The organism is Micromonospora sp. B11E3, assembly GCF_039871625.1.
GTDB lineage: Bacteria > Actinomycetota > Actinomycetes > Mycobacteriales > Micromonosporaceae > Micromonospora.
The window spans coordinates 42,726-68,220 of the sequence record NZ_JBDPMC010000029.1 but is presented as its reverse complement, the minus strand read 5'-3'; the positions used below and the strand labels follow the sequence as shown (position 1 = coordinate 68,220).

The following is a 25,495-nucleotide window of genomic DNA, read 5'->3' as shown; positions in this document are numbered from 1 at the left end:
GGTGGGTGGAGGCCGGCAGGTCGGCCGCTCCATGCTGCCACCCGGCTACATGCAGAACTTCAGGCAGACTGCTTAGCCCGGGCGGCGTCCCCATGCCGAGATCAGCGGCGCGAGGGTGAGGTCGAGTTCGCCGGCATCGACGGCGGCCAGGTGCGCGTCGATTTCGACGTCGTTGGCCAGCCCTGCGGCCAGCAACTCGGCGCGGACCATCCGCACCGTCGCGGTCTCCAGCCGGTCGCAGGCTACCCCGCCGACCGGGAAGCAGCCGGCCGCCCTGACGTCGACCAGGCCCGCCGCACGCAACGCCCGCGGCAGCGTACGGCCGTAGCGCAGATCGGCGCCGCGGCGGGTCATCAACTCCCGGACGGCGCGCCGCAGCCGGTTGGCGCGCCGCTGCGCCGGGCCAACCTCATCGAGGCAGGCCAGCGGCTGCAGCTCGGTGTCGGCATCCTCCACCAATAGCCAACCGCCGGGCCGCAGCGCCGCCACCATCGTCGCCAACGCCCGGGCACGGTCGGGCACGTGAACGAGCACGAGCCGCGCGTGTACCAGGTCAAACGTGCCTGGCTGCGGCGGCGGGTCCCCGACGATGTCGTGCCGGAGCACCTCGTACCCGCCGTGCGGGTCCAACCAGGCCGGATTGATGTCCGTGGCCAGCACGTAACCGGTTGGTCCGACGGCCGTGGCGAGTGCCTCGGGAATGCTGGGTCCTCCGGCACCAACGTCCCAGCAGCGCCAGCCCGCCCTCACTCCGAGCCGGTCGAAGTGCCCACGCGTGACACCGTCGAACAGCTCGGCCAGCCAGGTGAACCGCTCGCCCGCCTCCACCCGGGCGTTGTCGAGCAGGTAGCGGTGATCCGGGGAAGACTCGGGGGAGTCCGGCGATGGGGGCCTGGACCGCGCGCCCGCAGTATTCACCGGCCCGCCCGCGGTCGTGTCCGGCTCGGGCCCGGGGTCGACGGCGGGCTGCGATGAACTCATACCCACATCCTCACGCCCGACCGCGTGCTGTGTCAGCGCGACACGGGATGAAGCCAGACACAGCCTGGCTCCAGCCAACCGGGCCCTGCCACATAGCTGTCGGGCGTCTTGTCGTAGCGGGTGGCCAGGCCCCGCCGCAATGTTTCGCGCTCTTGACCATCGTGTGTCAACCGTTTACGGTCCGTCGTTAACGGTAAACGGGAGGTAGAAACGAGTCCGGCGTCGACGGCACCATCCGCTACCTTCGCAACGTGATGGGCTTGTGGCTGCTGCAGGAGTCGCTGCGTACCCGGGGCACCGCCGACCTGCCCGACCTGCTGCGGCGTGCGGCCCGGGAACCGGCGCTGCGGTCCGTCGTGGACCCGGACGACCCGGCGTTCATGCCACCCGGCGACATGCCGGCGCGTGCCGCGGACGCCTGCCAGCGCGCCGGCGAGCCGGTACCGGCCACCCCGGCTGCCATCGTCCGCTGCATCGTCGACAGCCTGGCTCTGGCGCACCGGCGCGCCGTCCGCCAGGCGCAGCAGCTCTCCGGCCGGGCCGTCGACGCCCTGCACGTCGTCGGCGGCGGCGCCCGCAACGAACTGCTGTGCCAGCTCACCGCCGACGCCTGCGGGTTGCCGGTGCTCGCCGGGCCGGTCGAGGCCACCGCGCTCGGCAACATCCTGGTGCAGGCCCGCGCCGCCGGTGTCCTCGACGGGGACCTGGCAGCCCTGCGCGCCGTGCTGCGCCAGACCCAGCACCTCGTGCGGTACGAGCCGCGCGGCCACGAGGCGGCATGGCGCGCCGCCGAGCACCGGATGGGCGGCTGAGGATGCGCATCGCCCTGTTCGTCACCTGCCTCGCCGACACGCTGTTCCCCGAGGCGGCGAAGGCGACGGTTCGGCTGCTGGAGCGCCTCGGTCACGAGGTGGTGTTCCCGGAGGATCAGACCTGCTGCGGCCAGATGCACGTCAACACCGGCTACCCGGACGACGCCCTGCGGCTGGTCCGCCGGCATGTGCGGGTCTTCGCGCCGTACGACGTGGTGGTGGCTCCGTCGGGGTCGTGTGTGGGGTCGGTGCGGCATCAGCACGCGATGGTGGCGCGTCGGGCGGGGGAGGAGCGGTTGGCGGGTCGGGCGGAGGAGGTGGCCCGGCGCACGTTCGAACTGTCGGAGTTGCTGGTGGACGTGTTGGGGGTGACGGATGTGGGGGCGTACTTCCCGCACCGGGTGACGTACCACCCGACGTGTCATTCGTTGCGGATGATCCGGGTGGGGGACAAGCCGTTGCGGCTGCTGCGCGAGGTGCGGGGCCTGGACCTGGTGGAGTTGCCGCAGGCCGAGCAGTGCTGTGGTTTCGGGGGGACGTTCGCGGTGAAGAACGCGGACACCTCGACGGCGATGCTGGCGGACAAGATGCGCAACGTGTTGACGACGAGGGCGGACGTGTGCACGGCGGGGGACTCCTCGTGTCTGATGCACATCGGCGGCGGGTTGTCCCGGCTGCGGGCCGGGGTGCGGACGGTGCACCTGGCGGAGATCCTGGCCTCGACGGAACACAGCGAGGCCGCCGGCGAGCGCGAGCGACTGGGGGGACGGCCGTGACGCGGACGTTCCTCGGCATGCCCGTCACGGCACCGCGCGGGGTCGGGCATCTGCGCGGCGACGAGTCCTTTCCCGCGGCGGCCCGCCGGGCCCTCGGCGACGCGCAGTTGCGCCGCAACCTGCGCCACGCGACCACGACAATCCGGGTCAGGTCCGGCGCGGTGATCGGTGAGGTGCCGGACTGGCAGGAGCTGCGGGCGGCCGGATCGGCGATCAAGGCCGACACGATGGCCCGCCTGCCGGAGCTGCTGGAGCAGCTGGAGGCGGCGGTGACCGCCGCGGGCGGCACGGTGCACTGGGCGGCCGACGCGGTGGAGGCCAACCGGATCGTCACCGACCTCGTCCGGGCCGCGGGCGCGGACCGGGTGATGAAGGTCAAGTCGATGGCCACCCAGGAGATCGGCCTGAACGAGGCCCTTGAGGCGGCCGGGATCGAGCCGGTCGAGACCGACCTGGCGGAGCTGATCGTCCAGCTGGGACAGGACAAGCCGAGTCACATCCTGGTGCCGGCCATCCACCGCAACCGGGCCGAGATCCGGGAGATCTTCCTGCGCGAGATGCCTGGCGTCGACCCCGGGCTGACCGACGAGCCGGCGGCCCTCGCCGCGGCGGCCCGGCGGCACCTGCGGCGGACCTTCCTCAGCACGAAGGTGGCGGTCTCCGGGGCGAACTTCGCCGTGGCCGAGACCGGCACCCTCGCCGTCGTGGAGTCCGAGGGAAACGGTCGGATGTGCCTGACGCTGCCGCAGACCCTGATCACGGTGATGGGCATCGAGAAGGTCATTCCGACCTGGGACGACCTGGCCGTGTTCCTGCAACTGCTGCCCCGGGCCTCCACCGGGGAACGGATGAACCCCTACACCTCGATGTGGACCGGGGTCACGCCCGGTGACGGGCCGCAGCAGGTGCACCTGGTGCTGCTGGACAACGGCCGCAGCGCGGTCTTGGCCGACCCCGTCGGCCGGCAGGCGCTGCACTGCATCCGCTGCTCCGCCTGCCTCAACGTCTGCCCGGTCTACGAGCGCACCGGCGGGCACGCCTACGGCTCGGTCTACCCCGGACCCATCGGCGCGGTGCTCTCCCCGCAGCTCACCGGGGTGGCGGACAACGCCTCCCTGCCCTACGCGTCGTCGCTCTGCGGTGCCTGCTACGACGCCTGCCCCGTGAAGATCAACATTCCGGAGCTGCTGGTCCACCTCCGCGGCAAGGCCCCCCACCCGCGCAGCGAGGCGATCGCGATGGCCGCCGCCGCGTACACCCTGGACCATCCGCGCCTGTACGCCGCCGCGCAACGCGCCGCGAGGCTGAGCCGGCTCGCCGGCCCGCGCGGCGGCGGCCTGCCACCGCCACTGAGCGGCTGGACGGCGAGCCGCGACATTCCAGCCGCACCGCCGCAGACCTTCCGTCAGTGGTGGGCGGAGCGGTGACCACCCGTGAGCTCATCCTCCGCCGCCTCCGGGCCGCTCTCGGCGAGCCTCGGCCGGTGCCGGTCGAGGTGCCCCGACATTACCGGCCCGCCGGCTCCGTCGCCGGCGACCTCGACGTGCTCGTGGACCGCCTCACCGACTACCGGGCCACCGTGCACCGGTGCGACGCCGCCCACGTCGCCGGCGTCGTCGACGAGGTGTTCGGGGGCCGGCGGGTCGTGGTGCCACCCGGTCTGCCCCCGCAGTGGCTGCCCGACAGCGTCAGCGCGGTGCCGGACGAAAACCTCCCCCCAGGGACGATCGCCGCCGTGGACGGGGTCGTCACAGCGGCAGCGGTGGCCGTCGCCGAGACCGGCACCATCGTGCTCGACGGGGCCCCGGACCAGGGCCGCCGGATCATCACGCTGCTGCCCGACACGCACGTGTGCGTGCTGCGCGCCGATCAGGTCGTCGGCACCGTGCCGGACGCCCTCGCCCGGGTCGACCCGCGCCGGCCGCTGACCTGGATCAGCGGACCGTCTGCCACCAGCGACATCGAACTCGACCGGGTCGAGGGGGTCCACGGCCCCCGGAACCTGCACGTGATCATCACGGCGTGAACCCGACCCGGACCGGCCGCCACTGGTGATCATGGAGTTGACGGTGGCTTTGGAGATCAAGAACGCCGTCAACCCCATGATCGTCGAGGGGTCAGGCGACGGTGGGGCTGCGGCGTTCGAGCAGCACCACGTCGCGCCACCTGCCGTGGTGCCGGCCGAGGCGGTGGCGGACGCCGACGGTACGGAACCCGCAGGCGTGGTGCAGGGCGATGCTGGCGGTGTTCTCGGGGAAGATGCCGGACTGGATGGTCCAGATGCCGGCCGCCTCGGTGGACGCGATCAGCGCCCGCAGCAGCGCCCGGCCGATGCCTCGCCCCTGCGCGTCGGGACGGACGTAGACGGAGTGCTCGACGACCCCCGCGTAGACGCCGCGGTCGGACACGGCGGTGCAGGCGATCCAGCCCAGCACCCGGTCCCGGTCGTCGACGGCGACGTGGCGGTGGCCCGGCAGCCGGCGGGCGGTGAAGTCCTCCCAGCCCGGCGGACTGGTCTCGAAGGTGGCGTCGCCGCCGGCGATGCCCTGCCGGTAGATGTCGAGGACGGCCTCGGCGTGCCAGTCGGCCATCGGCACCACGGTGATCCCCTGCGTACGCATTCCCGCAGGCTACGGTCCGGGGTCAGACGCCCGACGGGTACGTCTCCGGCTCGGCGAGGCTCGCGGGGCGCACGCGCAACGGCCGTACGGCCTGGGACTCGTCGACCCAGCAGAAGGCGTCGTACCGCTCGCCGAGCACGGTGGGCACGTAGTTGCCCCAGCGCTCCCGCTCCGGGTGGTAGACCACGCCGATCGCCCGGTGGTCGAGCTCGTCGGTGAGCAGGTCGGGGCGGCCGTCGCGGGGGAACACGAACAGGGCCTGCGCCGGCGCGGCGCCGTGCAGCACCTCCTCCAGGGAGTGTCGCCGGCCCGGCGGCACCGGCATCACCTCCATCGGCGCGCCCCAGGCGTCGCCGGCGACCACGGTGCCGTGGTGGGTGCCGAAGCCGACCAGGACGACCTGCTCCGCGCCGTACCGTTCCCGGGCGAGCTGGCCGATGTTGACCTCGCCCGCGTCGGCCATGTCGGTGGCCCGCGCGTCGCCGACGTGGGTGTTGTGCGCCCAGACGATCCCCTTCGCGCCGGGCCCGTAGTGCGCCAGGAGCCGGTCGAGGGTGTCGTCCATGTGCCGGTCGCGGACGTTCCAGGACTCCCGGCCGCCGCGCACCATCGTCCGGTAGTAGCGCTCGGCGCCGGCGACGACCTCGGCGTTCTGCCACGCGCCGAAGAACCCGGCGCCGTCGGCCGCGGCCCGCTCGCGCAGCCCGACGAGCAGGTCGACCACCTCGTTCTCGCAGTTGTTCGGCACCAGCCGGGTCGCCAGCGCGTACTGCTGCGCGTCCTCGGAGTAGGGCTGGAAGCAGCGGTAGGCGGCGAGCGCCGCCGGCACCTGCTCCGGGTCGTGCTCGCGCAGGTGGACGAGGATCTCGCGCAGCGACTCCCACAGCGAGTACACGTCCAGCCCGTGGAAGCCCGCGCGGGCGGGCTCGTCCACCCGGCTGTTGCGTACGCGCAGCCAGCGGGTGAAGTCGACGACCTCCTCGTTGGCCCACATCCACGTCGGCCACCGCTCGAACGTGGCCAGGGCCTCGCGCGGGTCCTCCGGCGCGCCGGGCAGGCAGCGTACGCTGCGGTCGACCCGGTCGCAGTCCGGCCAGTCGCCCTCGACCGCGACGAACGAGAAGCCCTTCTCCTCGATCAGTCGCCGGCTGATCGCCGCCCGCCAGGTGTAGAACTCGTGCGTGCCGTGGCTCGCCTCGCCCAGCATGACCACGCGGGCGTCGCCCACCCGGTCCAGCAGCACGTCCAGGTCACCGGGGTCGGCCAGCGGCGCCGCGAGCCCGGTCACCTCGTCGTCGTAGCGTCCCATCGCTCACTCCCGGTACGTCGGCTGCCGGTCCGTGTCGCCGAGGTCGGTCGGGCGGCCCCACGCGCACGCGCAGCGGGCCCGGCCGGGTCGACACGGGGTGGCTTACCCGGCAGCGGTGCCGCCATGCGGGGCGGTCGACCGCGCACCACCGGGTGACGCCGGCCGTGCCGCCCGTTTGCATCGCTGCCGGGTGGGTAGCCGCCGACGTCCAGCGGGCGGGCGGAAGGCGGCGCAGCCATGAACAGGGGCCGGATCGGCGACATGGCCGTCAGCGCGGCCGGCAACGTGGCCGGGGCGATGGTCGATCCCCGGCAGGGGCTCACGAGGCTGCGCTCGGCGGTCACCGTGCGCAGCCTCGTCGCGGCGGCGGCGGGGGCCGCCGTCGGCTTCCTGGTGCTGCGGGCGACCCGGCGTGGCTGACGGCGCGCTCTGGGTGGCGGGTGACGGGTCGGGTTCGGGCCGGGGGCCGCGGGGGCGGGCAGCGGGCCGGCGTCGCCACGATCGTGCGGGTGTCCGGCCGAAACGGTCTAGCGGGACTTTTGCCGCTAATAGGATCTGCCTGCCGCCCTCCGGAACCGGTGCGGCTGCGAGGCCGGCCGGGACGGACCGAGGCGGGCGGAACGCCGGGATCAGGAGGCTGACGTGCAGGAGATCGTGGGGGAGAGCCTGGCCCGGAGACTGGTGGCCTGGGGCGTCGACACCGTCTTCGGGCTGCCCGGGGACGGCATCAACGGCCTGATGGAGGGCTTCCGCCGGCAGCGGGAGAAGCTGACCTTCGTGCTGGTGCACCACGAGGAGGCGGCCGCCTTCATGGCCACCGGCTACGCCAAGGCCACCGGCCGGCTCGGCGTCTGCGTCGCGACCTCCGGCCCGGGGGCCATCCACCTGCTCAACGGCCTGTACGACGCCAAGCTCGACCACACGCCCGTGCTGGCGATCACGGGCATGCAGGAGACCTCGGTGCTCGGGTCGCGCTACCAGCAGGAGGTGCACACCCCGCTGCTGTACCACGACGTGGCCGACTACAACCTGATGGTGACCAACCCGCAGCAGGTGCCCGGGGTGGTCGACATCGCCGTCCGCAACGCCCTGGCCAAGCGCACCGTGTCGCACCTCAGCTTTCCCAACGACGTCCAGGTCGCCGCGGCCGGCGCGGACCCGTACCGGCACGTCAGCCCGGGGGAGCCGCCGATGAGCAGCCCGGTGCTGTCGCAGCCCCCGGCCCCGGCGGGCCAGGACGACCTGGCCCGGGCCGCGCAGGTGCTCAACGCCGGCACGAAGGTCGCCATGCTGGTCGGCGTCGGCGCGCGCGGCGCCCGCGACGAGGTGCTCGCCGTGGCCGAGAAGCTGGCCAGCCCCGTCGTCAAGACGCTGCCCGGCAAGATGGTGGTGCCCGACGACCACCCGCTCACCACCGGCGGCCTCGGCCTGCTCGGCACCCGGCCGAGCGAGGAGCTGATGGAGGAGTGCGACACCCTCCTGATGGTCGGCACGTCCTTCCCGTACGGGAAGTATCTGCCCTCCCCCGGGCAGGCGCGGGTGGTGCAGATCGACGTCGACCCCAGCCTGGTCGGCCTGCGACTGCCGGTGGACGCGGCGGTGACCGCCGACGCCCGGCTGGCGTTGCAGCAGCTCCTGCCGATGCTCCAGAGCCGTTCGGACCGGTCGTTCCTGGAGAAGTACCAGCGCGCGCACGACGCCTGGCGCACGGAGATGGTCTCGCTGCAGGACCCGGGCCGCCACCCGATCGCCCCGCAGTACCTGATGAGCTGCGTGGACGCGGCGGCCACCTCCGACGCCATCCTGACCTGCGACTCCGGCACCATCGCCACCTGGGCGGCCCGGCACTGGACCATCCGCGGCGGCCGCGAGTTCTACCTCTCCGGCAACCTGGCCACCATGGCCCCGGGCCTGCCGTACGCCATCGCCATGCAGCGGGCGTACCCGGGCCGGCAGGTCATCGCCTTCGTCGGCGACGGCGGGTTCGCCATGCTGATGGCCGAGTTCCTCACCGCCGTGCGGCACGAGCTGCCGATCAAAGTCGTCATCAACAACAACAACTCGTACGGGCAGATCCTCTGGGAGCAGATCGTCCTCGGCTACCCCGAGTACGCCGTGCGGCACCGCCAGCCCGAGGCCGACTTCGCCGCGTGGGCGCGGGCCTGCGGCGGCTACGGCGCCAAGGTCACCGACCCGAAGGCGCTGCCGGGGGCGATCCGCGAGGCGCTGGCGCACCCCGGTCCGGCGCTGGTGGACTGCGACGTCAACCCGAACGAGCCGCCCATGCCCGGCAAGGTCCGGTACGAGCAGGCGCAGCACTTCACCGAGGCGTTCCTGCGCGGCCAGCCGCACAAGGTCGCCACCCTGGCGTCCGTCGCCCGCGACAAGATCAACGAGCTGCGGTCGTGAGCCGCCGCGACGGTGATCCGGCGCGCGGGGCGGTCTCGACCGCGAGCCGGGCGTCGCTGCCCGATCCGGTCCTGCGGCCACCGGAGCCGGCGCGCGACGTCGACCTTACGGCGCTGGCCGCCGACCTGCGCGCCGAGGTCGACGGGGAGGTCCGCTTCGACGCCGGCTCCCGGGCGGCGTACTCCACCGGCGGCTCCAACTACCGGCAGGTGCCGCTGGGCCTGGTGGTGCCCCGTACGGTCGACGCGGGCGCGGCCGCCGTGGCCGTCTGCCGGCGGCACGGGGCGCCCGTGCTGTCCCGCGGCGGCGGCACCAGCCTCGGCGGGCAGGTCACCAACGTCGCGGTGGTGATCGACTGGTCGAAGTACTGCCACCGGCTGCTGGAGGTCGACCAGCGGGCGCGCACCTGCCTCGTCGAGCCGGGGATCGTGCTCGACACCCTCAACGAGCTGCTGGCCCCCCAGTGGCTGGAGTTCGGCCCCCGCCCGTCCACCCACGAGAACTGCACGATCGGCGGGATGATCGGCAACAACTCGTGCGGGTCGACCGCGCAGCGCAGCGGCAAGGTCGTCGACAACGTCGTGGAGCTGGAGGTGCTGCTCTACGACGGCACCCGCATGTGGGTCGGCGAGACCACCGACGAGCGGTACGCGGAGATCCAGCGGCGCGGCGGCCGCGAGGCTGACCTGTACCGCCGGCTGCGGGCGCTGCGCGACGAGTACGCCGACCCGATCCGCGGTCGCTACCCCCACATCCCGCGCCGGGTCTCCGGCTACAACCTCGACAGCCTGCTGCCGGAGAAGAACTTCCACCTTGCGCAGGCGCTCGTCGGCTCCGAGGGCACACTGGTCACCGTGCTGCGGGCGCGGCTGCGGCTGATGCCGGTGGTGCCGGCCAAGTCGCTGGTGTTCCTGGCGTACCCCGACATCGCCGCGGCCGGCGACGACGTTCCCCGGATCCTGCCGTACGGCCCGATCGCCCTGGAGGGCCTCGACGACAAGCTGATCAACTTCGAGAAGCGCAAGCACCTGCACCCGGAGGCCCTGCACAAGCTGCCCCCCGGTGGCGGCTGGCTGATGGTGCAGTTCGGCGGCGGCACCGTCGCCGAGGCGGACGCCGCCGCCGACCGGATGATCGAGGCCCTGCGCCGCGACGGTGGCCCGGTCGTGCACCGGTTCGACGACGAGGCGGACGAGGAGCAGATGTGGGCGGTCCGCGAGTCCGGGCTCGGGGCCACCGCCCGGGTGCCCGGCGAGCCCGACACCTGGGAGGGCTGGGAGGACTCGGCGGTCGCCCCGGAGCGGCTCGGCGACTACCTGCGCGACCTCGACCGCCTCTTCCACGAGTACGGCTTCGAGCAGGCGTCGCTGTACGGGCACTTCGGGCAGGGCTGCGTGCACACCCGCATCCCGTTCCAGCTGACGACGGCCGACGGCGTGCGCCAGTTCCGCTCCTTCGTGGAGCGCGCCGCGGACCTGGTGGTCTCCTACGGCGGTTCCTTCTCGGGCGAGCACGGCGACGGGCAGGCCCGCGGCGAACTGCTGGCGAAGATGTACGGCGACCGGCTGATCCGCGCGTTCGGGCAGTTCAAGGCCATCTTCGACCCCGACGACCGGATGAACCCGGGTAAGCTGGTCGCCCCGTACCCGCTGGACAGCCACCTGCGGCTCGGCGTCGAATACAACCACGGTGACGTGGAAACGCACTTCCGCTACCCCGACGACTCCGGCAGTTTCGGCCGGGCCGTGCTGCGCTGCGTCGGCGTCGGCAGGTGCCGGCGGGAGCACGGCGGGGTGATGTGCCCGTCCTACATGGTCACCCGGGAGGAGAAGCACGCCACCCGCGGGCGCGCCCGGCTGCTGTTCGAGATGCTCGACGGCACCGCCCGGGGCGGCGTCATCGGCGACGGCTGGCGCTCCGAGGCCGTGCACGACGCCCTGGACCTCTGCCTGGCCTGCAAGGGCTGCAAGGCCGACTGTCCGGTCAACGTCGACATGGCCACCTACAAGGCGGAGTTCCTGTCCCACCACTACCGGGGCCGGTTGCGCCCCCGCGCGCACTACTCTATGGGCTGGCTGCCGGCGGCGGCCGTGGCCGCCGCGTACGCGCCGCGGGCGGTCAACGCCCTGGCGCACGCGCCCGGGCTCAGCCGGATCGCCAAGGTGGCCGGCGGGATCGACCGGCGCCGGGACATCCCGCTCTTCGCCACCGAGTCCTTCCAGCGCTGGTTCGCCCGTCGCACGCCGGGCGGGACCGGGGCGCGCGGCGAGGTGCTGCTGTGGCCGGACACGTTCACCAACCACTTCCACCCTGGCGTCGCCCGGGCGGCCGTCGAGGTGTTGGAGGCGGCCGGCTGGCGGGTCCGCGTCCCGGCGCAGCCGGTCTGCTGCGGGCTGACCTGGATCTCCACCGGACAGCTCGGGACGGCCAAGCGGGTGCTGCGGCGCACCCTGACGGTGCTGCGCCCGTTCCTGCGCGCCGGCACGCCGGTGGTGGGGCTGGAGCCGAGCTGCACGGCCGTCTTCCGCAGCGACGCCCGCGAGCTGTTCCCCGACGACCGGGACGTCGACAAGCTGCGGGAGCAGACCGTCACCCTGGCCGAGCTGCTGCGCGACCACACCCCCGGCTGGCGGCCGCCCGCCCCGCCGGCGCGCGCGCTGATCCAGACCCACTGCCACCAGCACGCGATCCTCGGCACCGCCGCCGACCAGGAGGTGCTGCGGGCCGCCGGGGTGCGCGCCGAGTTCCTCGACTCCGGCTGCTGCGGCCTGGCCGGGAACTTCGGTTTCGAACAGGGGCACTACGAGGTCTCCGAGGCGTGCGCCGAACGCGTGCTGCTGCCGGCCGTACGCGGCGCCGCCGAGACCGACGTCGTCCTCGCCGACGGGTTCAGCTGCCGGACCCAGGTCGAGCAGGGCGCCGCCGGCGGTCGCACGGCGATCCACCTCGCCGAACTGCTCCGCGCCGGCCTGCGCGGCGAGCCGGTGACCGGCCGACCCGAACGGCGGTGGGCCGAACGCCCCGAGCCGCCGTCCCGGGCCGCGCGGCTGCTCGCCGCCGGCCTCGTCGGCGCGACCGCGCTCGCGCCCGTCGCCGCGCTGGCCGCCCGCTGGCGCGGTGGACGGCGGCGTGCGGCGCCGGGCCGGTGACGCCGTGCGGTTGAGCGCCGCCGCGTACCGGGTGCCGACCGACGCGCCGGAGGGCGACGGCACCCTCGCCTGGACCGACACCACGATGGTGCTGGTCCGCGCGGAGGCCGACGGGCACGACGGGATCGGCTGGACGTACGGGCCGGCCGCCGTCGTCCCGGTCGTGACGGACCTGCTCGCCCCCGTGGTCACCGACCTCGACCCGGACGACGTGCCCGCCGCCTGGTCCAGCATGCGGCGGCGGCTGCGCAACGCCGGCCGGCCCGGGATCGCCGGCCTCGCGCTGTCGGCCGCCGACTGCGCCGTGTGGGACCTCAAGGCCCGCCGGCACGGGCTGCCGCTGGCCCGACTGCTCGGCACGGCCCGCCGACGGGTCCCGGTGTACGGCAGCGGCGGGTTCACCACGTACGACGCGCAGCGGCAGCACGGGCAGCTGTCCGCCTGGGTGCACGACCAGGGCATCCCCCGCGTCAAGATCAAGATTGGTGGGTCCTGCGGGACCGAGGTGCCGCGCGACCTGGCCCGGATGGCCGCGGCGCGGCGCACGATCGGCGACGCCGCCGAGCTGTACGTCGACGCCAACGGCGCCTACCAGCGCAAACAGGCGATCCGGGTGGCCCGGGCCGCCGTCGACCTCGACGTGCGCTGGTACGAGGAGCCGGTCAGCTCCGACGACCTCGCCGGCCTCGGGCTGGTCCGCGACCAGGTGCTGCCCGACGTGGCGGCCGGCGAGTACGGCTTCGACCTCGCCTACTTCCACCGGATGGCCCCGTACGTCGACTGCCTCCAGATCGACGTCACCCGCTGCGGCGGGATCACCGAGTTCCTCCGGGCGGCGGCGGTGGCCGCGGCGGCCGGGCTGGAGGTCTCCGCGCACTGCGCCCCGCACCAGCACCTGGCGGTCGCCGCGGCGACGCCGAACCTGCGGCACCTGGAGTGGTTCCACGACCACGTCCGCATCGAGTCGATGCTGTTCGACGGGGCGGTGCCGGCGACGGGGGGCGCCGCGCCCGTGCCGCTGGACCGGCCGGGCAACGGGCTGGAGCTGCGCGCGGCCGAGGCCGAGGCGTACCGGGTGCGTTGAGGCGCCGCCCGCACGTGGGTGTCGGCGGCGGAGTAGCGCACGAAGGTGCCCTCGCGGCGCCCCGCACCAGGCCGGGCCGGGATCAGGCCGCGCGGATCAGGTCGGCGGCCCGCCAGGCGAGCGCCATCACCGGGGCGTTGAGGTAACCGGAGACCAGCAGCGGCAGCACGGAGGCGTCGACGACCCGCAGCGCGTCCACGCCCCGCACCCGCAGCCGCGGGTCCACCACCGACTCGTCGTCCGGGCCCATCGCGCAGGTGCCGACCGCGTGGTAGCCGCAGTAGCCGAGCCGTACCGCCGCGTCGACGATCTCGTCGTCGTCCTGCACCTCGGGCCCGGGCAGGGTCTCCGCCGAGATCCGCTTCGCGATCGGCCCGGTGGCTAACAGCTCCCGCACCCGGCGGAGGGCGGCCACCATGACCCGCCGGTCGTGCGCGGTGTCGAAGTAGTTGGCGACGACGCGCGGCGGCGCCTCCGGGTCCGCGGACGTGATGGCCAGGCTGCCCTCGCTGTCCGGCCGGGTCACCGTGGCCAGGGCCATCAGCCCCGGCTCGGTCTCCAGCTCCAGCGCGCGTCCCGGACGCCGTGGGGCCGCCGAGAACGGCGCGACCAGCAGCGTCGTGTCGGGACGCTCGGCCTGCGGGTCGGACCGGACGTACGCCCCGACGTCGTGCACCGGCAGGGCGAGCAGCCCGCGGCGGGTCAGCAGGTAGCGCAGCGCGGCCCGCGCCTGGCCGAGCGGGCTGCCGAGCACGTGGTTGTAGCCGCCCCTGGCGGCCAGCCGGAACTGCGTCGGCACCGCCCGGTGCTCCCGCAGGCCGGCGCCCACCCGGGGGCGGTCGAGCAGCACGTCCACCCCGGCGCGGCGCAGCGTGTCGGCCGGCCCGATGCCGGAGAGCTGCAGCAACTGCGGGGTGGCGAGCGCGCCGGCGGCGAGGACGACCTCGGCGGCGGCGGCGTAGTCGACCGTCCGCCCCTGCCGCCGGGCGCGTACCCCGACCGCCCGGCCGCCGTCCAGGAGGATCCGCAGCACGAGGGTGTCCACGGCGACGGTCAGGTTGGGCCGGTCCCGGACCGGGTGCAGGAAGGCGTCGGCCGCGCTGCTGCGGCGCCCGTCGCGGATGGTCGCCATGACATAGCCGATCCGCTCGTCGTCGCCGTCGTTCAGGTCGTCCGCCCGGCGCCAGCCCAGCTGCTCCCCGGCGGCGATCGCGTCCTCGCACAGCTCATCGGTGCCGGTCGCGGTGGACAGCCGCAGTGGTCCGCCGGCCCCGCGCATGTCGGAGGCGCCGAGCGGGTTGTCCTCCAGCCGCTTGAAGATCGGCAGCATCGTGTCCCACCCCCAGCCGGGGTTGCCGAGGCGTTCCAGCTCGTCCCAGTCGGGGCGGTCACCGCGGCCGTACACCATGCCGTTGATCGAGCTCGACCCGCCGACCAGCCGGCCGCGCTGCCAGACCTCCTCGTGGCCCGGCCCGGCCTGCGCCGGGTAGTGCCAGGCGGTGCGCCGGTCGTCCATCAGGCGGCTGAAACCCTTGGGGATACGGACGAACGGGCTGCGGTCCCAACCGCCGGCCTCGATCAGCAGCACCCTGGTGCGGCGATCCTCGGTCAACCGGTTGGCCAGCACGCATCCGGCAGAGCCGGCACCGACCACGATGTAGTCGAACTCCTCCACGAGGCACTCCCGTCCACGGGCACGAACGTCGCACACACCGTAGTTCGTCGGTCACCTATCGGAGAAGGTGGGCGTGCCGCCGCGTGTGCCCGGTGAACGGCCGCCGTCTCCGGTCGCGGAGACCCGACGACCGCCGGGATCTCCGCGACCGGCGTCCGTCATGCGGTGGCGGGCGGCAGGTCGGCGCGCCGGGGCGGGTCGGCGCCCGCTCTCGGGCAGGTCGGCGCGGCGACCACGGGGGCGTGGTCGAGCAGGGCGGCGAGCCGGTCCCCGTCCAGCTCGCCGGCAGCTATTTGACCTTGCGGGTCGACCTGGCGACGATGTCGTCGTACTCGGGGTGCCGGGTCAGCCAGTCGGCGAGGAACGGGCAGACCGGCACGACGGCCCGGCGCCGGGCGCGGGCGTCGTCCAGCACCGCGCGGGCCAGGGCCGAGCCGACCCCCTTGCCCTCGTACGCCGGGTCGACCTCGGTGTGGGTGTAGACGATGATGGCGCCGGTCAGCTGGTAGGTGACCACCCCGGCGACGGCGCCGGTCTCGTCCCGCGCCTCGAACCGCTCCCGCTCCGGGGCGTCTGTCGCAGTCAACTGCACACCGCCATCCAACCACGCCGGGAACTGTCCCGGCCACGGGTGTCCGCGACCGGCCCTGGGCAGGCCCGTCCGCTCCCGTGAACGGGCGTTTTTCTGGGATGTCGCCCGTCTTCTTCGCCTTTCCGCGTGGCTGGTCGGCTATTTCCCGAGAGGGCGGATGGGTGGGCGGCGCGGCAGATCTGCCGGCGTCACTCGAAATGCCGCCTGTACGCGCAAAAGCTCGACCCCGCGGGTCGGGCGGGCGCGGCGGCACGGCCGGCTGCGGGACAAATCCCTCCGCGGTCGATGTTTCGAGACTGTCAACCGCCCGAAACCTTTGCCCCCGGCTTCCGGTGGAGACTGCGGCGGGGATTGATGGAACTGCCCAGCATACGGGAAATTGATCGAGAATCATATATCTCTACAATCGACCGGCGTCGGCCTAGGATCGCGTCACTGTTGCAACACTCATCGATTGATGCGCCATGCGCGCACGATCAGGTAACAGAGGGAGACAGGGTAGATGAGGCTCGCACGATCATCCGGGCGCCACTGGCGCGTCGCGGCCGTGGCCGCCGCGGCCGTGGCCGCCGCGGCGTTCGCCACGCCCGCCTTTGCCGCGCCCGCCGAGGGGCAGATCCTCCGCGCCGGCGGCCCGACCGCGGTCACCGACTCGTACATCGTGGTGCTCGACGACGGCGTGGCCGGCAGCGCCGTCGCCGCCAACGCCAAGACGCTGGTCGGTCGGCACGGCGGCGTGGTCAAGCGGACGTACCAGAACGCCCTGCGCGGCTTCGAGGCGCGGATGTCGGCGGCGCAGGCCAGGCGGCTGGCGGCCGACCCGTCGGTGAAGTACGTCCAGCAGAACCACACCGTGACGCTCTCCGGCACGCAGTCGCCGACGCCCTCCTGGGGCCTGGACCGGATCGACCAGCGCAACCTGCCCCTGAACAGCTCCTACACCTACCCGAACACCGGCTCGGGCGTGAAGGCGTACATCATCGACACCGGCATCCGCTTCTCGCACAGCGACTTCGGCGGTCGCGCGGTGAGCGGCTTCGACGCCATCGACGGCGGCGCCGCGGACGACTGCAACGGGCACGGCACCCACGTGGCCGGCACGGTCGGCGGCACCAGCTACGGCGTGGCCAAGACCGTCAACCTGGTCGGCGTCCGGGTGCTCGACTGCGGCGGCAGCGGCAGCTACGCCCAGGTCATCGCCGGCATCGACTGGGTCACCGGCGACCACGCCGCCGGCCAGCCCGCGGTGGCGAACATGAGCCTCGGCGGCGGCTTCGACCAGGCCACCAACGACGCGGTGACCAGGTCGATCGCCGACGGCGTGACCTACGCCGTCGCCGCCGGCAACGAGTCCGCCTCGGACGCCTGCGGCAAGTCCCCGGCCAGCACCCCCAACGCGATCACCGTCGGGGCCACCGAGAGCAACGACGCCCGGGCCAGCTACTCCAACATCGGCACCTGCCTGGACATCTTCGCGCCGGGCTCGGGGATCACCTCGGCCTGGTACACCAGCGACAGCGCCACCAACACCATCAGCGGCACGTCGATGGCCAGCCCGCACGTCGCCGGCGCGGCGGCCCTGGTGCTCACCGCCAGCCCGTCGTACACGCCGCAGCAGGTGCGCGACAAGCTCGTCAACGACGCCACCAACGGCGTCGTGACCAACCCCGGCGCCGGCTCGCCGAACAAGCTGCTCTACGTCGGCAACATCGTCCCGCCGACGCAGGACTTCTCGATCAGCGTGTCGCCGAACTCCGGCTCGGTCAACCCGGGCAGCTCCGTCACCGCGACGGTCGGCACCACCACCACCATCGGCAGCCCGCAGACGGTGAGCCTCAGCGCCAGCGGCCTGCCCACCGGCGCGACCGCGACCTTCAGCCCGTCGTCGGTCACCTCCGGCAGCTCGGCCGCCCTGACGATCAGCACCACCGGCAGCACCGCCCCGGGCACCTACGCGGTGACCATCACCGGTCGGGGCACCGTGACCACCAACACCACGTCGTACACGCTGACGGTCAACGGCCCGCCCGGCTGCTCGCAGACCAACGGCACGGACGTCACCATCTCCGACAACACCACCGTGGAGAGCTCGATCACCATCTCGGGCTGCTCCGGCAACGCCTCGGCGACCAGCACCGTCGCGGTGGACATCGTGCACACCTACATCGGTGACCTGGTGGTCACCCTGGTGGCGCCGGACGGCACCGGGTACGTCCTGCACAACCGGGCCGGCGGCGCCGCCGACAACATCAACCAGACGTTCACGGTGAACCTGTCCAGCGAGGTCGCCAACGGCACCTGGAAGCTGCGGGTCCAGGACGCCGCCGGCGGGGACACCGGCTACATCAACAGCTGGACGCTGAACCTGACCGGCGGCGGCACGCCCGGCTGCACCGGCACCAACGGCACCGACGTGACGATCCCGGACAACAGCACGGTGAACAGCACCATCGCCATCAGCGGCTGCTCCGGCAACGCCTCGGCGACCAGCACCGTCGCGGTGAACATCGTGCACACCTACATCGGTGACCTGGTGGTCACCCTGGTCGCCCCGGACGGCAGCGCGTACGTCCTGCACAACCGCGCCGGCGGCGGCACCGACAACATCAACCAGACGTACACGGTCGACCTCTCCTCGGAGGCCCGCAACGGCACCTGGACCCTGCGGGTCCAGGACGCGGCCACCGCGGACACCGGCTACATCAACAGCTGGACGCTCAACCTCTGATCCGCCGACCGCGGACCGACCAGCCGGGCCCCGACCTGACGTCGGGGCCCCGGCCTCTGCCGTGGCACCTTCGCCTCGCCTCGCCTCGTCTCGCCGGGCCGGGCCGGCGCCGGGCCACCAGTCGCCTCCCGGCCGGCCCGGTTTCGCGGGAAGCCCGGAACGCCGCCCGCGCCCGGCGGCGGTACGCGATGGTGGAGGAGACCCGGCCCAGGAACGGGGCCGGGCCGGGCGACAGCGCGGGCCGGAGGCGACAGCGTGCCGACCAGGGTGTTCATCGAGCGCGTCGGGACGCTGTTGGATCTCACGGGCGTACTGGTCATCGCCGTCGGCGTCGCCGGCGCCTCCGCCCTTTTCCTGTACCGCTGCTGGCGTACCCGCCGCGTCGTCGACCTCTACCGTCCGTACCGGCAGGCGGTGGGCCGGGCCATCCTGCTCGGCCTGGAGCTGCTCGTCGGCGGCGACATCATCCGGACCGTGGCGGTCGCCCCGAGCTTCCGCAGCGTCGGCGTGCTGGCGTTGATCGTCCTGGTGCGGACCTTCCTCAGCTTCTCGCTCGAGGTTGAACTCGACGGGCGCTGGCCGTGGCAGCCGAGGAGGCCCGCACCGGCGGACACCAGGGCGGGGCCGCCGCGCTGACCGCCCGGGTCAGGGGATTTGGCGCGAATCGCAGAATTGCAGCGGAACAGGCTGGTTAAGGTGAATTCGCGCTGGTTCTGGGGGTGCCCGGACGAGCAGACACCGGCGGCCCCGTGCCCGGCAGGAAGGAAACGCACATGAGCCACAGCGCGGCCGTCGTTCCGGCGCGCCGGGTCGAGCAGGCCCGGACACGGGAGAACTTCCCGGTCGCGTTGCGGATCCTGCCCCGCCGGTACCGCCGCCACCTGCTCGCGCTCTACGCCTACGCCCGTCAGGTCGACGACCTCGGCGACGAGGCCCTGCCCGCCCCGACCGACCGGCTCGCCGCCCTCGACGAGGTCGAGGCCGAGCTTCGCCTGCTCTACGCCGGCCGCCGGGTGACCCACCCGGCGGTCCGCGTCCTCGTCCCCACCGTGGCCGAGTGCCGGCTGCCCCTCGACGCGCTCGTCCGGCTGGTCGAGGCGAACCGGGTCGACCAGCGGGTGACCCGCTACGCCACCTTCGACCAGCTGGTCGAGTACTGCACCCTGTCGGCCAACCCCGTCGGCGAACTGGTCCTGCGCGTCTTCGGGCAGGACAGCCCGGCGCGGATCGCGCTGTCCGACCGGGTCTGCACGGCGCTGCAGATCGTCGAGCACCTGCAGGACGTGGCCGAGGACCACCGCCGCGGCCGGGTCTACCTGCCGGCGGAGGACATGGCCCGGTTCGGCGTCACCGAGGCCGACCTCGCCCGCCCCACAGCCGGGCGCCAGCTTCGGGAACTGGTCGAGTTCTCCGCGGAGCGGGCCCGGGCGTGGCTCGACGCCGGCGCCCCGCTCGTCTCGGCCCTGCACGGCTGGGCGCGGCTCGCGGTGGGCGGCTACCTGGCCGGCGGCCGGGCCACCCTCGACGCGCTGGCCGCGGCCGACCACGACCCGCTGCGGACCACCGTCCGCCCCCGGGGCCGGCGCGTCCTGCTGCGTTGGCTGTCCGCCACCGTGAGGAGCGCCGGATGACCGCGACCTGCGACGTCGACACGGCCTACCGGCGCTGCGAGCAGATCACCCGCAGCCGGGCCGCCAACTTCGCGTACGGCATCCGGCTGCTGCCACCGGCGAAGCGCCGCGCCCTCTCGGCCATCTACGCCACCGCCCGGCGCATCGACGACATCGGCGACGGCACCCTGCCGCCGGACGAGAAGCTCGACCGCCTGGAGCGGACCCGCACCGAGCTGCACGTGCTGCCCGGCGACGGCCGGGACCCGGTGCTCACCGCGCTCGCCGACGCCGCCGCCCGGATGCCGATCCCGCTCGCGGCGTTCGACGAACTCGTCGACGGGTGCGCCGCCGACGTGACCGGCCGCGCGTACGCCACCTTCGACGAACTGCACTGGTACTGCCGATGCGTGGCCGGGTCCATCGGCCGGCTGTCCCTCGGCGTGTTCGGCGCCGCCGACCCCGGCCGGGCCCAGCCCCTGGCCGACGCGCTGGGCGTGGCGCTGCAACTGACCAACATCCTGCGCGACCTGCTCGAGGACCGGGCCGCCGGGCGGACCTACCTGCCGGCCGAGGACCTGGACCGGTTCGGGTGTTCCCTACGGCTCGACGGCACCCGCTTCGCCGACCCGCCCGACCGGCTGATCGCGCTCGTACGCTTCGAGGCGCGCCGGGCCGCGCAGTGGTACGACACCGGGCTGCGGCTGCTGCCCCTGCTGGACCGGCGCAGCGCGGCCTGCACCGCCGCGATGGCCGGCATCTACCGCCGGCTGCTCGACCGGATCGCGGCGGACCCCCTCGCCGTCACCCACAGCCGGGTGTCGCTGCCCGGGCGGGAGAAGGCCTGGGTCGCCGCACGCGCCCTCGTCGGGCGCACCGGATGAGCGCCCCGGGCCCGCCGCCGGGCGGAGCCGGCAGCGTGTGCGTCATCGGCGGCGGCCTGGCCGGCATCGCCGCCGCGATCCGCCTGGCCGACCTGCGCCTGCCGGTGACGCTGCTGGAGAGCCGCCCGGAACTCGGCGGAGCGACCTACTCCTTCCGCCGCGGCGGGCTGACCGTCGACACCGGCCAACACGTCTTCCTCCGCTGCTACGACGCCTACCGCGGCCTCCTGGACCGGCTCGGCACCACCGCCGGCACCCGGGTGCAGCCGCGGTTCGCGGTGCCGGTGCTGCTGCCGGGGCGGCCCCCGCACCTGCTGACCCGCCGCCGCCTGCCGGCGCCGGCGCACCTGCTGCCCGCGCTGGCCGGCTACCGGCCGCTCGCCCCCGCGCAGCGGCTCGCCGCCCTGCGGGCCGCCGCCGCGCTGCGGCACGTCGACCCCGACCTGCCCGAGACCGACGCGCGCAGCTTCGGCGACTGGCTCGCCGACCACGGCCAGGACGCCCGCGCCGTGCGTCGGTTCTGGGACCTGGTGACGGTGGCCGCGCTGAACCTGCCCAGCGCCCGTGCGTCGCTGGCGCTGGCCGCCCGGGTGTTCCGGACCGGGCTGCTGGAGGCCGCGGACGCCGGCGACATCGGACGGCCGCTGGTCCCGCTGACCGACCTGCACGCCGCCCCGGCCCGACGGCTGCTGGACCGGCTCGGCGCCCGGGTGCACATCCGCGCCCGCGTCCGGTGGATCCACCCCGAACCCGTCGGCTTCCGCGTCGGCACCGACGCCGGCGAGATCGCCGCCGACGCCGTCGTCCTGGCCGTGCCGCACCAGGTCGCAGCCGCGCTGGTCCCGCCGGCCGCCGCGCCCGCCGCCGGCGACTGGCACCGCCTCGGCGCGGCGCCGATCGTCAACGTGCACCTGCGCTACGCCCGCCCGATCACCGGGCTGACCATGGCCGCCGCCGTGGAGTCCCCGGCGCAGTGGATCTTCACGCGGCCGGACCCGGAGGACGGCCAGTACGTGGTGGTGTCCCTGTCCGCCGCCGACGCCGAGCTCGAGCGGCCCACCGCCGAGCTGGTGGCGACCCAACGCGCGGCGCTCGCCGCGCTGTTCCCCGCCGCGCGGCACACCCCGCTACGCGACGCGTTCGTCACCCGGGAGCCGCGGGCCACCTTCCGGCAGGCACCCGGCACCCGGGCGTACCGGCCGGCCACGGCCACCGGCCTGCCCGGGCTGGTACTCGCCGGCGCATGGACCGACACGGGCTGGCCGGACACGATGGAGGGCGCGGTGCGCAGCGGCCAGCAGGCCGCCGACGTCGTCGCCCGCCAGCTCGCGTCCCGGCCCCGACACCACACGGAGGCCGCACGATGACCATCGCCCGCAGCGACAGCACCACCCTGGTCGCCACCCACGTGGAACCGGCCATCCGGGCGCTGCTGGACCGGCTGGACCCGGCCAACCGCCTCGTCGCCGGCTACCAGCTGGGCTACTGGAACGCCGACGGCACACCGGCGGCCTGCCAGGGCAAGGGACTGCGTCCGGCGCTGGCGCTGTTGTCGGCCCAGGCCACCGGCGCCGAACCCGGGGCCGGCGTGCCGGCCGCCGCCGCGGTGGAACTGGCGCACAACTTCTCGTTGCTGCACGACGACGTGATGGACGGCGACACCGAGCGCCGCCACCGACCCACCGCCTGGACCGTGTTCGGGGTCGGCCCGGCCGTCCTCGCCGGGGACGCCCTGATCGGGCTGGCCCACGAGGCGCTCGCCGAGGCTCCCGGCGGCGGCGCGGCGGTGCGCCGGCTCGCCGTCGACGTGCGGGCCCTGATCTGCGGGCAGGCCGCCGACCTGGAATTCGAACGCCGCGACGACGTCACGCTCGACGAGTGCCTTGGCATGGCCGGCAACAAGACGGCCGCGCTGCTGGCCGGCTCGTGCGCGCTCGGGGCGCTGCTGTGCGGCGGGCCGCCGGGGCTGGTCGACGGGCTGTCCCGGTTCGGCTTCCACCTCGGGCTGGCCTTCCAGCTCGTCGACGACCTGCTCGGCATCTGGGGCGACCCGCGGCGCACCGGCAAACCCGTCGGCTCCGACCTGCGGGCCCGCAAACGCAGCATCCCCGTGGTGCGGGCGCTGACGGGCGGCGGCAGCGCCGCCGGTGACCTGGCGGAGCTGTACCGGTCACCGGCGCCGCTGACCGACGACGACGTGGCCCGCGCGACCGGGCTGGTCGAGGCGAGCGGGGCCCGCGACTGGACGCGGCGGCGGGCGGCGCGGGAGACCGAGCGGGCCCGGGCGGAGCTGGCCGAACTGGACCTGCCCGAGCACGTACGCCGGGAACTCGCGGACATCGCCACCTTCATCACCGGACGGGATCACTGATGACCGAACTGCTCTCGCCGAAGCCGACCGGGTCCGTCGTCGAGGCCCCGCCCGCCGCCGTGACCCCGTCCGACGCCGCCCGGGCGGCGCTGCGCCGCGCCAGTGACCACCTGCTCGGCCTGCAGGACGCCGCCGGCTGGTGGAAGGGGGACCTGGCCACCAACGTCACCATGGACGCCGAGGACCTGCTGCTGCGGCAGTTCCTGGGCATCCGGACCGCCGAGCAGACCGCCGAGTCCGCGCGCTGGATCCGCTCCCAGCAGCGGCCCGACGGCGCGTGGGCCACCTTCCACGGCGGCCCGGGCGACCTGTCCACCACCGTCGAGGCGTACCTGGCGCTGCGGCTGGCCGGCGACGCGCCCGACGCGCCGCACATGGCGTCGGCCGCCGCGTTCGTCCGCGCCCACGGCGGGCTGGCCGCCAGCCGGGTGTTCACCCGCTTCTGGCTGGCCCTGTTCGGCCACTGGCCCTGGCACCGGCTGCCCGCCGTGCCCCCCGAGCTGGTGCTGCTGCCGTCCTGGATGCCGTTCAACGTCTACGACTTCGCCTGCTGGGCCCGGCAGACCATCGTCCCGCTGTCCGTCGTCCGCGCGCTGCGCCCGGTGCGCGACCTCGGCTTCACCGTCGACGAGCTGCGCGTCGCGGCCGCGCCGCCCCGGCCGCCCCGGCTGCGCACCCGGGCCGGCGTGCTGCACCGCCTCGACCGGCTCGCCGCCGGCTACGAGCGGGTCGCCCGCGGCCCGCTGCGCCGCAACGCGTTGCGCCGGGCCGCCGAGTGGATCGTGGCCCGTCAGGAGGCCGACGGGTCCTGGGGCGGGATCCAGCCGCCGTGGGTGTACTCGCTGATGGCGCTGCACCTGCTCGGCTACCCGCTGGACCACCCGGTCCTGCGGGCCGGCCTGGCCGGACTGGAGCGGTTCACGGTGCGCCAGCAGACCCCGGACGGTCCGGTGCGCTGGCTGGAGGCGTGCCAGTCGCCGGTCTGGGACACCGCGCTGGCCGTCACCGCGCTGTCCGACGCGGGGCTGCCGGCCGGGCACCCCGCCCTGGTCCGGGCCGGCGCCTGGCTGCTCGACGAGGAGATCCAGGTCCGCGGCGACTGGGCCGTACGCCGGCCGCACACCCCGGTCGGCGGCTGGGCGTTCGAGTTCGACAACGACGGGTACGCCGACACCGACGACACCGCCGAGGTGATCATGGCGTTGCGGCGTACCGACGTGCCGGCCGACGCCGCCGTGCTGCGCGCCACCCGCTGGCTGCTCGGCATGCAGTGCCGCGACGGCGGCTGGGCCGCGTTCGACGCCGACAACACCCGGGCGGTGCTCGCCGACCTGCCGTTCTGCGACTTCGGCGAGGTCATCGACCCGCCGAGCGCCGACGTGACCGCGCACATCGTCGAGGCGCTGGCGGCGGAGAACTTCGCCGACACGGTGCCGGTACGCCGCGCCGTGGCCTGGCTGCTGCGGGCGCAGGAGCCGGACGGGTCCTGGTTCGGTCGCTGGGGGGCCAACCACGTCTACGGCACGGGGGCCGTGGTGCCCGCGCTGGTGGCCGCCGGTCTGCGGCCCGGCCACCCGGCGATCCGCCGGGCCGTCGACTGGCTGCTCGCGCACCAGAACCCCGACGGCGGGTGGGGCGAGGATCTGCGCTCCTACCGGGACCCGGCCTGGGTCGGCTGCGGCGAGTCCACCGCCTCGCAGACCGCCTGGGCGCTGCTCGCCCTGCACGCGGCCGGCCACGGCGCGGGGGAGCCGGCGTCCCGCGGGGTGGCCTGGCTGGTCGCCACGCAGCGCCCCGACGGCGGCTGGGACGAGCCCCAGTACACCGGGACGGGCTTCCCCGGCGACTTCTACATCAACTACGGCCTGTACCGGCTGGTCTTCCCGATCAGCGCGCTCGGCCGCATCCTGGACGCCCGCGCCACCGGCCTCGACGCCGAGGTGTTGGCGTGAGCGCAGCGGAGGACCATCCGTCCTGGACGCTGTACGCACCGATGCGCTCGGAGGCGTCGGCGCTGCGGCGCGGACTGGCCGACCACGATCCGCGCGGCCGGCCGGCGCTGCGGCGCACCGGCGTCGGGCCGCGCCGCGCCCGGTCCGCCGCCGCCCACCGGCCGGGCGACGGCACCCCGGTCGCCGTCGCCGGCATCGGCGGCGGGCTGGCCCCCGGGCTGGCGTCCGGCGACGTCGTGGTGGCCAGCGAGGTGCGCGCCGACCCACTGGCCCCCGACAGCCCCGCGGGTGCGGTCCGGATGCCGGACGCCGCCGTGCTCGCCGCCGCCCTGCGCCGCCGCGGGCTGCGGGTGCACGTCGGCCCCGTGCTCAGCACCGACCGGCTGGTCGACGGCGCGACCCGGGCCCGGCTGGCCGCGACCGGGGCGCTGGTCGCCGACTGCGAGTCGGCCTGGCTGCTGGCCGGGTGCGCCGACCGGCCCACGGCCTGCGTACGCGTGGTCGCCGACACCGCCGCCGGGCCGCTGTACCGGCCGGCGACG

General features: G+C 74.5%; 19 protein-coding genes and 2 pseudogenes. 16 read left to right on the top strand and 5 right to left on the bottom strand.

What is annotated here, in order from left to right; genetic code table 11:
• Nucleotides 1–72: 72 nt before the first annotated feature.
• Nucleotides 73–981, bottom strand: a complete 909-nt coding sequence (locus ABGB16_RS16690) for a methyltransferase domain-containing protein (protein ID WP_347668974.1) — start codon at nt 979–981, stop codon at nt 73–75.
• A 218-nt stretch (nt 982–1,199) separates the two neighbouring features.
• Between ABGB16_RS16690 and ABGB16_RS16685 the strand changes: the two are divergent.
• From ABGB16_RS16685 to ABGB16_RS16670, 4 genes and pseudogenes are all read left to right on the top strand, one after another.
• Nucleotides 1,200–1,793: pseudogene (locus ABGB16_RS16685) on the top strand (FGGY-family carbohydrate kinase); the annotation flags it as partial.
• A 2-nt stretch (nt 1,794–1,795) separates the two neighbouring features.
• Nucleotides 1,796–2,569, top strand: coding sequence for a (Fe-S)-binding protein (locus ABGB16_RS16680; protein ID WP_347668973.1), 774 nt, complete (start codon nt 1,796–1,798; stop codon nt 2,567–2,569).
• A gap of 17 nt (nt 2,570–2,586) precedes the next feature.
• Nucleotides 2,587–3,996 carry a lactate utilization protein B gene (locus ABGB16_RS16675; protein WP_347668988.1) on the top strand — a complete coding sequence of 470 codons (1,410 nt, stop codon included), beginning with the start codon at nt 2,587–2,589 and terminating at the stop codon, nt 3,994–3,996.
• Nucleotides 3,993–4,595, top strand: a complete 603-nt coding sequence (locus ABGB16_RS16670; RefSeq protein ID WP_347668972.1) for an LUD domain-containing protein — start codon at nt 3,993–3,995, stop codon at nt 4,593–4,595. Before ABGB16_RS16675 ends, ABGB16_RS16670 begins: the two co-directional genes overlap by 4 nt.
• A 91-nt stretch (nt 4,596–4,686) precedes the next feature.
• Here ABGB16_RS16670 and ABGB16_RS16665 read toward each other — a convergent pair whose 3' ends face one another.
• Together ABGB16_RS16665 and ABGB16_RS16660 are read right to left on the bottom strand one after the other, a co-directional pair.
• Nucleotides 4,687–5,190, bottom strand: coding sequence for an N-acetyltransferase family protein (locus tag ABGB16_RS16665; protein ID WP_347668971.1), 504 nt, complete (start codon nt 5,188–5,190; stop codon nt 4,687–4,689).
• A 22-nt stretch (nt 5,191–5,212) separates the two neighbouring features.
• The gene (locus ABGB16_RS16660) at nt 5,213–6,499 is read right to left on the bottom strand and encodes an erythromycin esterase family protein (RefSeq protein WP_347668970.1); all 1,287 of its coding nucleotides are present in this window, start codon (nt 6,497–6,499) and stop codon (nt 5,213–5,215) included.
• A 237-nt stretch (nt 6,500–6,736) separates the two neighbouring features.
• Between ABGB16_RS16660 and ABGB16_RS16655 the strand changes: the two genes are divergently transcribed.
• From ABGB16_RS16655 to ABGB16_RS16640, 4 genes are all read left to right on the top strand, one after another.
• The gene (locus ABGB16_RS16655; RefSeq protein WP_347668969.1) at nt 6,737–6,919 is read left to right on the top strand and encodes a hypothetical protein; all 183 of its coding nucleotides are present in this window, start codon (nt 6,737–6,739) and stop codon (nt 6,917–6,919) included.
• Between the two features lie 222 nt (nt 6,920–7,141).
• Nucleotides 7,142–8,908 (top strand): thiamine pyrophosphate-dependent enzyme, encoded by a 1,767-nt coding sequence (locus ABGB16_RS16650; protein WP_347668968.1) that lies wholly within the window; start codon nt 7,142–7,144, stop codon nt 8,906–8,908.
• Between the two features lie 56 nt (nt 8,909–8,964).
• Nucleotides 8,965–12,057: an FAD-linked oxidase C-terminal domain-containing protein gene (locus ABGB16_RS16645; RefSeq protein ID WP_347668987.1), complete on the top strand. Its 3,093-nt coding sequence runs from the start codon at nt 8,965–8,967 to the stop codon at nt 12,055–12,057.
• A complete protein-coding gene (locus tag ABGB16_RS16640; RefSeq protein ID WP_347668967.1) occupies nt 12,026–13,141 on the top strand; it encodes an enolase C-terminal domain-like protein in 1,116 nt (371 codons plus the stop codon). Before ABGB16_RS16645 ends, ABGB16_RS16640 begins: the two co-directional genes overlap by 32 nt.
• An 82-nt stretch (nt 13,142–13,223) precedes the next feature.
• Here ABGB16_RS16640 and ABGB16_RS16635 read toward each other — a convergent pair whose 3' ends face one another.
• Nucleotides 13,224–14,816, bottom strand: a complete 1,593-nt coding sequence (locus tag ABGB16_RS16635; RefSeq protein ID WP_347668966.1) for a GMC family oxidoreductase N-terminal domain-containing protein — start codon at nt 14,814–14,816, stop codon at nt 13,224–13,226.
• 289 nt (nt 14,817–15,105) lie between these two features.
• Nucleotides 15,106–15,420, bottom strand: a complete 315-nt coding sequence (locus tag ABGB16_RS16630) for a GNAT family N-acetyltransferase (RefSeq protein WP_347668965.1) — start codon at nt 15,418–15,420, stop codon at nt 15,106–15,108.
• Between the two features lie 490 nt (nt 15,421–15,910).
• Between ABGB16_RS16630 and ABGB16_RS16625 the strand changes: the two genes are divergently transcribed.
• From ABGB16_RS16625 to ABGB16_RS16590, 8 genes and pseudogenes are all read left to right on the top strand, one after another.
• A complete protein-coding gene (locus ABGB16_RS16625; protein ID WP_347668964.1) occupies nt 15,911–18,136 on the top strand; it encodes a S8 family peptidase in 2,226 nt (741 codons plus the stop codon).
• A gap of 255 nt (nt 18,137–18,391) precedes the next feature.
• The gene (locus ABGB16_RS16620; protein ID WP_347668963.1) at nt 18,392–18,772 is read left to right on the top strand and encodes a DUF1622 domain-containing protein; all 381 of its coding nucleotides are present in this window, start codon (nt 18,392–18,394) and stop codon (nt 18,770–18,772) included.
• A gap of 137 nt (nt 18,773–18,909) precedes the next feature.
• Nucleotides 18,910–19,767 carry a squalene synthase HpnC gene (hpnC, locus tag ABGB16_RS16615; RefSeq protein ID WP_347668962.1) on the top strand — a complete coding sequence of 286 codons (858 nt, stop codon included), beginning with the start codon at nt 18,910–18,912 and terminating at the stop codon, nt 19,765–19,767.
• Nucleotides 19,764–20,630 carry a presqualene diphosphate synthase HpnD gene (hpnD, locus tag ABGB16_RS16610; protein ID WP_347668961.1) on the top strand — a complete coding sequence of 289 codons (867 nt, stop codon included), beginning with the start codon at nt 19,764–19,766 and terminating at the stop codon, nt 20,628–20,630. Before hpnC ends, hpnD begins: the two co-directional genes overlap by 4 nt.
• A complete protein-coding gene (hpnE, locus tag ABGB16_RS16605; RefSeq protein ID WP_347668960.1) occupies nt 20,627–21,997 on the top strand; it encodes a hydroxysqualene dehydroxylase HpnE in 1,371 nt (456 codons plus the stop codon). Before hpnD ends, hpnE begins: the two co-directional genes overlap by 4 nt.
• The gene (locus tag ABGB16_RS16600) at nt 21,994–23,001 is read left to right on the top strand and encodes a polyprenyl synthetase family protein (RefSeq protein WP_347668959.1); all 1,008 of its coding nucleotides are present in this window, start codon (nt 21,994–21,996) and stop codon (nt 22,999–23,001) included. Before hpnE ends, ABGB16_RS16600 begins: the two co-directional genes overlap by 4 nt.
• A complete protein-coding gene (gene shc, locus ABGB16_RS16595; RefSeq protein WP_347668958.1) occupies nt 23,001–24,953 on the top strand; it encodes a squalene--hopene cyclase in 1,953 nt (650 codons plus the stop codon). The genes ABGB16_RS16600 and shc overlap by 1 nt, the downstream gene beginning before the upstream one ends.
• 41 nt (nt 24,954–24,994) lie before the next feature.
• Nucleotides 24,995–25,495 (top strand): annotated as a pseudogene (locus ABGB16_RS16590) (hypothetical protein); the annotation flags it as partial.